We start from the raw sequence: 12,786 nt of genomic DNA, 5'->3' as shown, positions 1-12,786 counted from the left end.
CTATCAGAGCCAGTTCTGGTCGAACCGCAGGGGCCCGTCGCCATACAGGTAGTCCGGTTCGAATTGCGCGTAATGGCGCAGCGCGTTCCAGTCCGAGGTATAGAGGTCTCCGCGTCGGATCTCTGCCAGGCCCAGCTCGCGAAGCTTGCCCACCGCGCGATTGGCATGGATCGCGCTGACCCCGCACATATCGGCCAGGTCGAGCTGGGTGAAAGGTGTCCGCAGCGAACGCGCGTTGGCCTGCCCGATCTGTTCGAACCGGGACTGCAATTCGCAATAGATATGCGCGATCCGCCGGGGCGCATCGAGCTGCTCCAGCATCTGGATCCATTTGCGGTGGATCGCCGCGTCGAGCAGGGTCGCGAACCACAGCGCGCGGGCCACCCGCGGGCGCTCTTCAAGAGCTTCGCGCAGCCGCGCATGCGGCGCGACACCATAGGTAACCGGGCCGGCTGCAACGACATCGTGATCGAGGCGCTTGAGGGCGAAACCATGTAGATCGACAAAGTCGCCGGGCACATGAACACCGACGATGAAGCGGCGGTCGCCGCTTTGGATCGTACGGAAAATATACCCTGAAATCAGGATCGTGCTGGCATCGGCGATTGCCCCGCGCGACAGCAGGACATCGCCTGTCTCGGCTTCGCGGCGTTCCGTTACAAGCGATTCAATATACTCGAGATCGTCCTGGTCGAGCTTGTCGCGAAGTCGCCCAGCGAGAAAATCGCCGGTATTCGGAAATTCCATCGCCCCCCGTCTTTCCACCAGTATCGTTAAGCTTTGCAAGCCGATAGCCAGCCGCCGCGCAAACCGTCTACTGATGCATGTTAGATTACGTGCATTACCTCTCGAAACCCATGTGGAAAGGCACCCGATCGCCCGCCAGTGATCGGGAAAGCCACCATCTCAGATTGCAAAATGCTCGCGCGCAAGCGCCAGTTGCCCCTCCCCGTAAAGATAATCCGCCGCGAAATCGGCATAGTCTTGCAGCGCGCCGCGATCCTGCACGATCACCTTGCCGCGCCGGAATTCCGCAATTCCCTTCTCCCGCAACTCGCGCAAGGCCCGGTTGGCGTGCACTGCGGTCGATCCGCTCATGTCGGCAAGATCGGCCTGCGTCAGCGGCGTCTCGAACCCGTCCGCGTTCGCCAGCCCGACCATTTCCAGCCGCCGCCACAACTCTGCGAAAATATGTGCGATACGGCGCGGTGTGGTGAGTTGCTCCAGCTTCATGATCCATTGCCGGTGCATCGCGGCATCGAGCAGCGTCGACGACCACAATAGCCGCGCCAGATGCGGCTTTTCGCGCAACACCTCCTGCAGCTTTTCGTGCGGGACGTAGGCCAGCTTGGCAGGGCCGATCGTGTCGACATTGTGATCGAGCCGTTTCAACGCGAAGCAATGCAGATCGACGAAATCGCCCGGTACGTGCAGGCTCAGCGCAGAGCGTTTCTCTCCCCCTCCGTTGAGATGTTCGAGCCCGCGAACGATAAAACCCTCGACCAGCAGGGTGCTGCGCCCGCAGACCGAGCCCGAAGCAACGATCCGCGAACTGCTCTGATAGGTCGCGATCTCTTCCGGCAGCGATTCAATGACCGCCCGCTCTTCGTGGGTGAGGGTCTGCCGCAGCCGGCCGAAAAGGAAACGCCCGGTCAACGGAAACGCGCGCAGCTCCTCCTCTAGTGTCATCGCACAGCCCCCCCGGCCGCTTGCTTTATCGCGGCTCGCCTTGGCCTCAGTCTAAAGCCTTGTCCGATCCGCGTCGACCCTCGGGCCTTACCACCGTAATCGCCCCAAGGTTTGTAGGCCCAAGGCACACCACAAAGCTTGATCTGCGGGCCACTCGGGTCCACCTCGCGTCGCGAGTATGGACATGCAAACCAAGAACCCGCCCGCCGATCACGCCCCCATGCCCAGCGCAGAGCCGCTCGATCGCAATGCGATCCGGCGCGCGTTCCGGCAGGAGGAGGCGGAATGCATCGCCGAGCTGTTGCGCAAGACGCAGGATTTTACGCGCGAACATGGCGAAATCCACCGGCGCGCAGTGGATCTGATCCGGGATGCGCGTGAGCGGGACGTGGGCGGGATCGACGCGTTCCTGCACCAGTACGGGCTCAATACCGAGGAAGGTATCGCGCTGATGTGCCTTGCCGAAGCCCTGCTGAGGGTGCCCGATTCGCGCACGGCCGATGCCCTCATCAGAGACAAGATCGGCGACATCGACTGGGCGGAGCATCTCGGGGAATCGAAATCGACTTTTGTCAACGCGGCGACCTTCTCCCTCATGCTGACGGGCGAAGTGCTCGACCGGCCGGAGCAGCACCAGCGCGGCATGGGCCGTACGCTTCGCGGCGCGATGAACCGGCTGGGCGAACCCGTCATCCGCCAGGCGACCTTGCAGGCGATGCGTATTTTGGGCGGGCAGTTCGTCTTCGGGCGGACCATCGGCGAAGCGCTCAAGCGCGCGGCGCCCGAACGTGCCAAGGGCCTGACCCACAGTTTCGACATGCTGGGCGAAGCGGCGATGACCTTCGACGATGCGGAGCGTTATCGGCTGGCCTACCTCGACGCGATCAAGCGGCTTGAGAACGAAAGCGACGGAACGATCTCCGGCAGCCCGGGCATCTCGGTCAAGCTGACGGCGCTGTACCCGAAATACGATATCTTCCACGCAGACAAGGCCGTGACCAAACTGGTGCCGATCGTCACGGAGCTGGCTGCGCGCGCGCGGGACGCGAATATTCACTTCACCATCGACGCGGAAGAAGCCGACCGGCTGGAACTCTCGCTTGACGTCTTCGAAGCAATGGCGGCGGACGATGCGCTGTTCACCCGGCCCGACGGTTCGCGCTGGGAAGGCTTCGGCATGGCTGTGCAGGCCTACCAGAAGCGCGGCGTGCCCCTGTGCCGCTGGCTTATCGACCTCGCTGAAAAGCACGACCGCAAGTTCATGGTGCGGCTGGTCAAGGGTGCCTACTGGGATACCGAAATCAAGGTTACGCAGGTCGCGGGGCTGGACGATTTCCCGGTGTTCACCCGCAAGGTGTCGACCGACGTTTCCTACCTCGCATGTGCGGACGTGATGCTGGGCGCGCCCGACCGGATTTACGGCGCCTTCGCCACGCACAACGCCTACACGATCGCCGCGATCAAACATCGCGCGAGCGCCAGCACGCGGTTCGAGTTCCAGCGGCTGCACGGCATGGGCGAGGAGCTGTATGCCGCGCTCGCCAAGGCGGAAGGCAACGCGAAAACGCCCGTGCGCATCTACGCGCCCGTCGGCGGGCACAAGGACCTGCTCGCCTATCTCGTTCGCCGCCTGCTGGAGAACGGCGCAAACAGCTCTTTCGTCAACCGCATGGCCGATGCCGACCTCTCGGCAGAAGAGCTGGCGGGCGATCCGGTCGCCGAACTTGCCGCGCTGGAGCCCAAGCGTAATCCGGCGATCCCGCTGCCCAAGGACATTTTCCCGGGTCGCCTGAACAGCGCCGGGGTGGACCTTGCCGACCCACTGGTGCGCGAGCCCCTGCTCAAGCGGCTGGGCGAGCTACGCGGTCGCCACTGGGAGGCTGCGCCCACTTTCAAGGCGGAGATCCCGGGTGAAATCGCGCCCATCACCGCGCCTTTCGATCATGGCCTCAGGATCGGAACCCGGCGCGATGCGAGCGCCGAAGAGGTCGAGAACGCGATCACGCGCGCGCAGGCGATCCAGCCGGGCTGGGATGCCCTGGGCGGGGAACGACGCGCGCTGCTGCTGGAGGCGGCGGCCAACGAGTTCGAAGCGCATACCGACGAAATCCTGTCGCTGTGCCAGTTGGAAGCGGGCAAGACGCTGGTCGATGCGGTGCTGGAGCTGCGCGAGGCGGTCGATTTCCTGCGCTATTACGCGGTCGAGGCGCGGCGGCTTTTCACCAAGCCGACCGAGCTGCCCGGGCCGACGGGTGAGCATAACTACCTGAAGCTGGCCGGACGCGGCGTATTCGCGACGATCAGCCCGTGGAACTTCCCGCTCGCCATCTTCATCGGCCCCGCCGCTGCGGCGCTGGCCGCGGGCAACACGGTGATCGCCAAGCCAGCCGAGCAGACCCCGCTGATCGCCGCGCTCGCGGTGAAACTGTGCCACGCCGCTGGCATTCCCGAAGAGGTCTTCCAGCTGCTGCCGGGCGGCGGCGAAGTGGGCCAGCTGATCACTGCCGACGCGCGCATCGCGGGCGTGGCCTTCACCGGATCGACCCAGACCGCGCAGGCCATCAACCGCGGGCTCGCCGCACGCGATGGCTCGATTGCCGCTTTGATCGCCGAGACGGGCGGGCAGAACGCGATGATCGTCGATAGTACTGCGCTGCCTGAACAGGTGACGCGCGATGTCGTCTCCAGCGCATTTCAGAGCGCGGGCCAGCGCTGCTCCGCCCAGCGGGTGCTCTACATCCAGGACGACGTCTACGACGAGATGCTCACGATGATCCGCGGCGCCTTCCAGGCGCTGGACGTGGGCGACCCGACCGAATTTTCGACCGATGTTGGCCCGGTGATCGACCATGACGCGCAGGCCGCGCTGGAGCGGCATATTGCCCGCTCCGAAACGATCGGCCGCACGATCTGGCGGGGCGAGGACGACCCATCCTTCGCGCGCGGCAGCTTCGTGCTGCCCACGATCATCGAGATCGATGCGATCGGCGACCTGCAGCGCGAGAATTTCGGCCCCGTGCTGCACGTGGCGAAGTTCAAGGCGAAGGACCTCGGCAAGGTGGTGGACGATATCAACGCGGTCGGCTTCGGCCTGACCTGCGGGCTTCACAGCCGGGTCGAGGAAACGCGCCGCTTCGTCGAATCGCGGATCCGGGTCGGCAATTTCTACGTCAATCGCAACCAGATCGGCGCGGTGGTCGAAAGCCAGCCTTTCGGCGGCGAAGGCCTGTCGGGCACCGGCCCCAAGGCGGGCGGACCGCACTATGTCGCACGCTTCGCGACCGAGCGTGTGGTGACGGTGGATACGACGGCGGCGGGCGGCAACGCGAGCCTGCTGGCCAGCCTGTAAGCGATGCCGGCGGATAAACTTGCCGCATAGGGCTTGCGCCGCGCGCGCGCCTTCCACATCACATCCGCCATGGCCATTCTCTCCGACCGCTGGATTCGCGAACAGGCACAAAAGCACGGCATGATCGAGCCGTTCGAGGAGGCGCAGCGGCGTGACGGCTGCATCTCCTACGGGCTGTCGTCCTACGGGTACGACGCGCGGGTAGCGCCCGAGTTCAAGATTTTCACAAACGTCGATTCCGCCGTAGTCGACCCGAAGGATTTCGCGGCCAACAGCTTCGTCGATCGCGAGACCGACGTGTGCACGATCCCGCCCAACAGCTTCGCACTCGCGCGCACGGTCGAATATTTCCGCGTGCCCGAGGATGTGCTGGTGATCTGCCTCGGCAAATCAACCTATGCGCGCTGCGGGATCATCGTGAACGTCACTCCGCTGGAGCCGGGCTGGGAAGGCCATGTGACGCTGGAATTCTCCAACACCACGCCGCTGCCTGCGAAGATCTACGCCAACGAGGGCGCGTGCCAGTTCCTGTTCCTCAAAGGCAACGAACGGTGCGAGACGAGCTACAAGGACCGTGCGGGCAAATATATGGGCCAGCGCGGGGTTACGCTGCCGAGGCTGTAGGCACTGTTACAGTCTTGCATTGGCATTCTTCAAATCTTGCATTTTCATAACATTGATTTTGCAGGATTTTTCAGCGGCCCTTCAGCTTTGGAAGCCTCTGGGCTACCCGTTTTCCAGCTTATCGTCAGGGTAGGGCGTAACGCCCTTCTCTCCGTAGAAATGAGGCTGGTTTCCCAGCGCAGCATATCTACCGGCAATGAAGTCGGTGATAGCTTCCCATCTGGGTGCTTCCTTCGACCATCAGTCCCGGTGAGAGGAATGGCAGTTCTATCCGCGTTCTGACTGGTTTCCCCACGAGAGCCATTGCGGTTGCTGCGGGCGATGCAACATCGATCCACACTTCATCGCCAAGCAATGAGACGCTCCAATTTGGAGCTACGATAGCTGCGGCTACCAACTCGCTCGTGCGGCGTAGCATTAGCTCCGCGCCAAAAGGACAAGGGCCCAAACCGACCGCTGCCTGAAGCGGAGCGGTTACCACGCTCCACAGTCCGGTTTGCGCGCACCTCTGGATCAATTTTGAAGCGGTCTTTGACGCATCCTCGGCTCGCGTGGCGACGTAAGCTTCGAGCGAAGCTGGAATGGATACAGCTTGATCGATCCCGTGCGACGCAGCGCCAAAGTCTACTCTGCTCTCATTTCTCTCTTCGTCGACTCTCACGGAGCTTCGCGCCTCAAATGATCTGTTTGCGATCAGTGTCGGCCCACGGTCAGCGGCACGATCGCAGACCCGCTTAAGCGGGTCGGGTTAATGACTCTATTCCGGCGGATCGAGGGGGGATCGCCCCCCGCCTCTCTCTCGAAATCAATTGGAAGACAGAAGCGCGCACGGCGGCAGCGTGCGCGTCTTTCAGAGTGCGTGGAGGAGATACGAAATTTTCAATTGAGTGGAAAAATAGAGGTAGAACCAATGCAAAAGAACAACCTGATGTCGATGTTCAACTCGCGCACCACCACCGGCGGGCAACAGATCAAAAAGGCAATCTCCAGCTTTTTGCTTGCGATTTCTGGGTGGTTCGAGAAGATCGCCGGGATGATTCACTCGACAGAATCCGACGAACTTCTGAGCTACGTTCCGAAGCAGGATAAGATCGTGGAAGGTGCCCTCCTCCTGCTTGAGAAGGCAGCTGAGGCTGGCCAAGCGCTGCCGGCAGAAAAGCTGATTACGGCGATGTTCCTCGCAGACAAGGGACACCTGGACGCTTACGCGCGCCCTGTCTTCTTCGACAACTACATTGCCACGAGAAGCGGCCCCGAAGGTGTTGCGGCAACACAAATGCTGGATTCCAATTATGATTGGAGCTCGAGCGGAGAGGCCACTTCACCTTGGACAATCGAGCACAAGGACGACCTCATTGTGGTGCGCTCGTCACGCGCCCCTAACATGCGACGCCTCTCTGAAACGGATGTCGAAGCGCTGGAGAGCGCCCTGGCGATCGTCTCGAACCTCGATCGCGAACAGCTCCGTCTCTTCACCCATCGCGATCAAGCTTTCCTTGCAGCGTGGAACGACGGCAAGGGAGTAGGGTCCAGGCTCGATCCGCGGCTCATTCCCGATACGCGAGATGACGAGATGATCGACGACCTACTCTACGCGTCACGGCACGCTTTTGTAGCGCCCTCACGATGATGAAACCCTGCCCAAGCGAAGTATGGACTTTCAAAAGTCCCACCGCCCCAAAGGGCGAGCTGAAGCCGAAGCATCACTTATGCATAGGCAGCGATGCCGTGTTCCTTTTCGTAAGCACGCATCGTTTGCGCAAGCAGGATCACCGTGGGGTAATGATCATACCGAACAGCGAGGTTCCGTTCCTTCCGCCAACTGAAACCAAGCGCAGTGAGATTTCCTGCACCACGATTATCCAGCGAATGTTCCCAGATCCTACGGTGTCTCGCAACAACCTTCGAGGGGTCGTCGATCGACGGCTTATGAAACAATTGCTCGATTATGTGCGGAAATCGAGACAGCTGACCGAGGACGAACGCGACGCGATCCTTGATTATATCTACGACTACTACGGCGCCGATCTGGCGTAATGGGATAGCTGAGAAAGCGCACGGCCCGTGCCGCAACGTGATGCATCGACAGCGCAAGCTTGATAGTTTCCTGAGAGAATTTTACGCCAAGACGGCACTGATCACGCTAATCGCTATGCCGAAAAGTGCGACCGCTGCCGGCACGATTAGCACTTGTGCATATACTTCGCGACGCGCCAATGGCCCGTAGATGGTTTGCAGCACCGCGCCTGGTCGATTGAGAGTATTGCGCTCTTGTGGCGGAGCCTGACGCAAGACCAAACGCGCCGATCCGAAAAACATGGCGACGTAGAGCGCCGAGATGACGATCGCAAAACCAGCATGAGCTCCGCCAGTGGCGCCGAGCAAAGCGATCAGGAAGATGGCGTAACATGCAACCATCACACGCCAGATCGCCGCCGGTAATTCGAACATTTTCGATTCTGGTTGCTGAGGCGGCATATGTGCTTGGTTGTCGTTGGCCTCCAAGTCCGGGAGTGGAACAAGCACAGCGAGTTCAGCAGCCCGGGTCCGGGTCTCTGGCAGCGAGGTCGAAGAGTTCGAACGAAGAATTGTGTCAGGCATGGGGTAGCTCCTTTCCTGCGCGGCCTCCGGCCAGACCGTTGCGGCGCATTTCGATGGCAGTCAGCAGGCTGTCGGCGATCATCCTGGCTCTTGCGCCGACGAGATCTGTCGCAGCTGAGTGTCCTTCTGCTTCCCGCAGCGTTTCGTAGAAGAGATCGAGCCAGCGCGAGAAATGCCGAAGCTCGAGGCCGGGAATGGCGAGATGCTTGAGCATAGGGTTGCCGGAGAACTCGCCGCTGTTGTGGAGCACCGCACGCCAGAACGCCTTCATTCTGGTAAGGTGCGGGGGCCAGTCAGCGATGCGTTCGGCGAAGATCGGGCCGAGCAAGTCATCCTCGCGTATCTTCGCGTAGAATGCTTCAACCAGATGATCGATAAACACGGCATCGACGCCGATTTCCTCGGCCGCAAGGCGCTTTTCAGCTCGCTTTTTCTCTACGAAGGTGCGCGTGTCGTCATGTGCCGCCTGCGAATGGATGGGGGTGCTGGTCATAAGTTGCTCCCGTGGTCGTTCTGGACCGAAGGCGTTGCGTCTGCCGAGCGCAGAAACTGGACGTGAAACCGAACAGCTCCGACCGGCTCGACACGGTGAAGGATTGTCGGTTCAACTATGCCGAGCTCGCTGTCGGGCGTGAGCAGCGTCTCTACCGCCGCGCGTCGCGGATCGGTCACGAGATAACGCAAAGCGCCGTCTTCCACCTCGATGAGCCCCCAAACGCCGTCCTTGGTGGAATGCTCGGAAAGCAGACCTGCCGGCACGGTGTCTTCGGTAAAGGTAGGCGTGCGCTTGTATGGCTCTAAGCTATCAGGAAGTTTGGTGGTCATGTCAGGCCGCCTTTCGCGTTTCGAAGATGGCGCGGATCGCGCCACTCAGTTCGTCGCCCATAAGGGGCTTTTCGATAAGCTCGGCGTTGGCTGCGACGATACGGCCGCGCAGCTGGGCGGTGGGATTGGTCGCAAGGACTATCGCGGGCGCTACGCAGCCTTGTTTCTTCAATTCATCGAGCGCGGCAAGACCGTCGCCGCCGTAGCGTTCGTCAATTACCAGTGCGGCCGTCACGGAAGGATGCTCGCTCACTCCAAGCCCTTCGGCGATTTCGAACCCTTCAATTGAAAGGGAGAAACAAAGCGCGGAAAGGACGGAGATGTCTTCGACCAACAACAGGATCTTGGATTGATCGGTCATGTTCCGTCCTCCTCGCGAGACGACCTGGTTCAGGCCGCCTTCTTCCAATTCGGTTCAAGCGCCACATGCGGCGGGCATTCGGCGAGTTCTCCAACCGGAAGACCTGCCAGTTCGTTGGCGAAGCCGTGGTTGACATCGCGGTGGTGGGCCTCGTCGGCGCGCACGACCAGCACCACGTCGCGCAGCGTCGCATCGTCGGGCAGACTCCAGTAGCGCTTGGCGATCTCGGGCGCGGGGACATTGGGGCTGCGACCTTCGTCGATCTCGGCAAGATAATGTGTGTAGCTAATGACCGCTTCTTCCTCGAAGTAGCCCACCACACGGTGCGCGGTTTTCGAGCTCACCAGGTAGAGCGCGAAGAAGAAGAGGTAGAAGACCCACTGCACGCCGATGATCACTGCTCGCTCGAACCAGGTTGGCTGCGAAACCTCGATGAAGGTCATGAGGTGCATGCGCTCGTTCTCGGCTTCGTCCATGAGCGTCTTGATCCAGCCCTTGTCGTCGCACATGCGGCGCAGACAGGCGAGATGGTTGATCGTTGCCCCGACCATGCCTGGCACCGCCGCTACTGTTTCCAGCACGACAGCGCGGTGGCCATAACGCTCCGCAAAGAAGGTGTCGGCGCACCAGCGCAGTGCCTTGGTAAAGCCGAACGCGATCCGGTCCGACAGACCGCGAGGGTTGTGGTGGACAGCGAGATCGATGGAGGGTGCAGTCATTGAAATTTCTCCGCTTGCGGCAGATGTTGTTGGAGCGCCGCTGATGACCTCCTTCTATGCCGATGCACGGAGCAGCTAAATTTGGATGATCACCCTACGCCGAGCACCCTAAGGGCCTTACCGGAGGTGGGACGCACCAGTTTTGTCAGCCGCTTCCTTCCGCGGCTGACGTTTTCGACCGCATTGCTCTTGGCGCTGCTCGCCATAGCGGCGGGCGTGGCGGTTCGTCTGCTGGCCGACGATCAACTCGGACAGCGCGCCACGTTTATTTTCTTCGTTCCCGGCGTGGTTGTCGCCAGCGCGCTTTCCGGAATTCGCGCAGGCAGTCTTGCGGCCGTAGCTGGTGCTGCTGCCGGCCTTTGGTGCGACGCGCTGAGCGGCCCGGTTGAGAGCGGCAGCCTGATAGCCGCCGCAGCCTTTGTGCTCATCGGAGTGGCCGTGGCTATGGGGGGCGAGTGGTTCCAGCACGCACGGACAGCAACAGAGACCGCAGCTGCCGCTCTCAGTCGGCGCGAAGCGCACCTTCAATCCATTCTCGATACCGTGCCCGATGCGATGATCGTCATCGATGAAGACGGTTTGATTCGAGATTTCAGTCCGGCAGCCGAGCGTATGTTTGGGTGGCAGAACGACGAGGTGACCGGAAGAAAGGTCAACGTGCTGATGCCCAAGCCCTATCGCAGCGCGCATGATGGATATCTCGAGCGCTATTACCGGACTGGGGAAAGGCGCATTATAGGCAAGGGCCGCGTCGTTGTGGGTGAACGGAAGGATGGCTCGACCTTTCCCATCGAATTGGCCGTGGGCGAGATGCAGGCCGAACAACGGTTTTTCACCGGCTTCATTCGGGATCTAACCGAGCGCCAGCAGGCCGAAGCAAGATTGCAAGAGCTGCAAGCTGAACTGGTGCACGTCTCACGGCTCACCGCATTGGGTGAAATGGCATCGGCGCTCGCGCACGAGATCAATCAGCCTCTCTCGGCCATCGCCAACTATCTCAAAGGTAGCCGAGTGCTGCTCACACGCGAAGAGGTTGATCACGAGCGCGTAGCGGAGGCCGTGGATCGAGCAGCTACAGAGGCGCTCAGGGCGGGCGACATTATTCGGCGCTTGCGGGATTTCGTCGCCCGAGGAGAAACCGAACGCACGATCGAAAGCCTGCCGAAGCTCGTAGAGGAAGCCAGTGCGCTGGCGCTCGTGGGTGCAAAGGAACACGGCATCCGTGTGCATTATGCATTCAATTCTGCGATCGAGCTCGTGCTTGCGGACAGGGTGCAAATTCAGCAGGTGGTGCTCAATCTCGTGCGGAACGCCGTCGATGCGATGGCCGAAATGGCTAGCCCGCATCGCGATTTGACCATCGCCATTGAGCCGCTCGAAGACGATATGGCTCAAGTATCGGTGACCGACACAGGACCCGGTATTAACCCTGAGGTTGCGGACCGCCTCTTCCAGCCCTTCATCTCGACCAAGCTCACAGGTATGGGCGTGGGCCTTTCGATCTCGCGGACGATAATCGAGGCGCATGGCGGGCGTATATGGGCCCGATCGGTTCCCGCGGGTGGTGCGCAGTTCGGTTTCACAATCCAGCGCGTTGTGAGCGAGGAAATATTCGATGGCCAGTAACGAAGCCAGTGATCCGATTGTTTACATTATCGATGACGACGAGAGCGCGAGGGACTCGCTAGAATTCCTTCTCGATGTCGCCGAAATTCGCGTCCGCTCTTTCGTCTCGGCCGATGCTTTTTTGAAGTCGGCGCCTCCGCTTTCTGGTGCTTGCGTGGTAACCGATGTGCGTATGCCGGGGACGAGCGGCGTCGAACTGGCCGAGCAGCTGAAAAAGCGCGACGATAGGGTGCCGGTGATAGTCATCACTGGTCACGCCGATGTGCCGTTGGCGATCCAGGCCATGAAGGCAGGCGCTGCTGATTTTATCGAAAAACCGTTCGACGACGAGGCCTTGCTGGCAGCCATTCGAAAAGCAATGTCCGCCAGTGCAGGTGACGCCCAAGCACAGAAGGAGCGTCGCGAAATCCTGGAGCGCCTTGCGCTACTTTCAGCAAGGGAGCGCGAAGTGGTTGATGGTCTTGTGGACGGCAAGGCCAACAAGATGATTGCCTTCGATCTCGACATCAGTCCGCGGACAGTCGAGGTCTATCGCGCCAATGCCATGATGAAGATGCAAGCCAAGACCCTCTCCGATCTTGTGCGGATGGTCACGATTGCCCGATTGGCTTAGCCGACTGTTCAAGCGCTCTGTGCGCAACCAGCAGTCCAGCCACCGGAACAATTGCAGAGGATCAATGCGCTAGCTTCAAGGTGGCAACTCCTGCGATTATCAAAGCGAGCCCCAGATATCTCAGAAACGAAGTGGGATCGCCATAAACCAGCACACCGACGATAAACGTGCCCGCTGCGCCGATCCCGGTCCAAATCGCGTAGGCAGTCCGAATTGGGATTTGTCGCTGAGCATACCACAGCAGGCCACCGCTGATCAGCATGAACATTACCGCTACGACAACCCCAGTAAGCCGGGTTTTCGGATCTCCGGTCATCTTCAGCCCGATAGGCCAGCCGATTTCAAACAGTCCGGCAAAGACAAGCGCAAGCCAAGCCAC

General features: G+C 60.8%; 13 protein-coding genes. 5 read left to right on the top strand and 8 right to left on the bottom strand.

Annotation, left to right across the window (positions count from 1 at the left end):
- Positions 1-3 precede the first annotated feature (3 nt).
- Positions 4-747 (bottom strand): Crp/Fnr family transcriptional regulator, encoded by a 744-nt coding sequence (locus ACEQXE_RS13385; RefSeq protein WP_370180039.1) that lies wholly within the window; start codon positions 745-747, stop codon positions 4-6.
- A gap of 159 nt (positions 748-906) precedes the next feature.
- On the bottom strand, positions 907-1,689 hold the full coding sequence (locus ACEQXE_RS13380) for a Crp/Fnr family transcriptional regulator (RefSeq protein ID WP_370180038.1): 783 nt from the start codon (positions 1,687-1,689) through the stop codon (positions 907-909).
- Between the two features lie 178 nt (positions 1,690-1,867).
- On the opposite strand from ACEQXE_RS13380, the gene putA reads away from it, so the two are divergent.
- The 3 genes from putA (at position 1,868) to ACEQXE_RS13365 (ending at position 7,292) form a co-directional block, all read left to right on the top strand.
- Positions 1,868-5,038, top strand: coding sequence for a bifunctional proline dehydrogenase/L-glutamate gamma-semialdehyde dehydrogenase PutA (putA, locus tag ACEQXE_RS13375; protein ID WP_370180036.1), 3,171 nt, complete (start codon positions 1,868-1,870; stop codon positions 5,036-5,038).
- A gap of 69 nt (positions 5,039-5,107) precedes the next feature.
- Positions 5,108-5,662, top strand: coding sequence for a dCTP deaminase (dcd, locus tag ACEQXE_RS13370; protein ID WP_370180035.1), 555 nt, complete (start codon positions 5,108-5,110; stop codon positions 5,660-5,662).
- A 910-nt stretch (positions 5,663-6,572) separates the two neighbouring features.
- Positions 6,573-7,292 (top strand): type II toxin-antitoxin system antitoxin SocA domain-containing protein, encoded by a 720-nt coding sequence (locus ACEQXE_RS13365; RefSeq protein ID WP_370180033.1) that lies wholly within the window; start codon positions 6,573-6,575, stop codon positions 7,290-7,292.
- A 488-nt stretch (positions 7,293-7,780) separates the two neighbouring features.
- Here the strand turns inward: ACEQXE_RS13365 and ACEQXE_RS13360 are convergent, their stop codons facing one another.
- Genes ACEQXE_RS13360 through ACEQXE_RS13340 form a run of 5 tightly spaced genes read right to left on the bottom strand, consistent with a single transcriptional unit; the run spans position 7,781 to position 10,168 of the window.
- Positions 7,781-8,263: a hypothetical protein gene (locus ACEQXE_RS13360; protein WP_370180031.1), complete on the bottom strand. Its 483-nt coding sequence runs from the start codon at positions 8,261-8,263 to the stop codon at positions 7,781-7,783.
- Positions 8,256-8,756, bottom strand: coding sequence for a group III truncated hemoglobin (locus tag ACEQXE_RS13355; protein ID WP_370180029.1), 501 nt, complete (start codon positions 8,754-8,756; stop codon positions 8,256-8,258). Before ACEQXE_RS13355 ends, ACEQXE_RS13360 begins: the two co-directional genes overlap by 8 nt.
- Positions 8,753-9,088, bottom strand: a complete 336-nt coding sequence (locus ACEQXE_RS13350; RefSeq protein ID WP_370180027.1) for a DUF1971 domain-containing protein — start codon at positions 9,086-9,088, stop codon at positions 8,753-8,755. The genes ACEQXE_RS13355 and ACEQXE_RS13350 overlap by 4 nt, the downstream gene beginning before the upstream one ends.
- Position 9,089: 1 nt before the next feature.
- Entirely contained in the window at positions 9,090-9,449 is a 360-nt protein-coding gene (locus ACEQXE_RS13345) for a histidine kinase (protein WP_370180026.1), read from the bottom strand.
- Positions 9,450-9,478: 29 nt separating this feature from the next.
- Positions 9,479-10,168 (bottom strand): alternative oxidase, encoded by a 690-nt coding sequence (locus tag ACEQXE_RS13340; protein WP_370180024.1) that lies wholly within the window; start codon positions 10,166-10,168, stop codon positions 9,479-9,481.
- Between the two features lie 126 nt (positions 10,169-10,294).
- Between ACEQXE_RS13340 and ACEQXE_RS13335 the strand changes: the two genes are divergently transcribed.
- Together ACEQXE_RS13335 and fixJ are read left to right on the top strand one after the other, a co-directional pair.
- Positions 10,295-11,794 carry a sensor histidine kinase gene (locus tag ACEQXE_RS13335; RefSeq protein ID WP_370180022.1) on the top strand — a complete coding sequence of 500 codons (1,500 nt, stop codon included), beginning with the start codon at positions 10,295-10,297 and terminating at the stop codon, positions 11,792-11,794.
- Positions 11,784-12,407 carry a response regulator FixJ gene (gene fixJ, locus ACEQXE_RS13330; protein ID WP_370180020.1) on the top strand — a complete coding sequence of 208 codons (624 nt, stop codon included), beginning with the start codon at positions 11,784-11,786 and terminating at the stop codon, positions 12,405-12,407. The genes ACEQXE_RS13335 and fixJ overlap by 11 nt, the downstream gene beginning before the upstream one ends.
- 61 nt (positions 12,408-12,468) lie before the next feature.
- On the opposite strand, the gene ACEQXE_RS13325 is transcribed toward fixJ, so the two are convergent.
- Positions 12,469-12,786 (bottom strand): multidrug efflux SMR transporter, encoded by a 318-nt coding sequence (locus ACEQXE_RS13325; RefSeq protein ID WP_370180018.1) that lies wholly within the window; start codon positions 12,784-12,786, stop codon positions 12,469-12,471.

The sequence above is a fragment of the Alteriqipengyuania sp. genome (assembly GCF_964222115.1).
In the GTDB taxonomy this organism is placed as follows: Bacteria; Pseudomonadota; Alphaproteobacteria; order Sphingomonadales; family Sphingomonadaceae; genus Alteriqipengyuania.
Note: the sequence above shows the minus strand (reverse complement) of the source record. Positions and strands in the feature narration are given on the sequence as shown.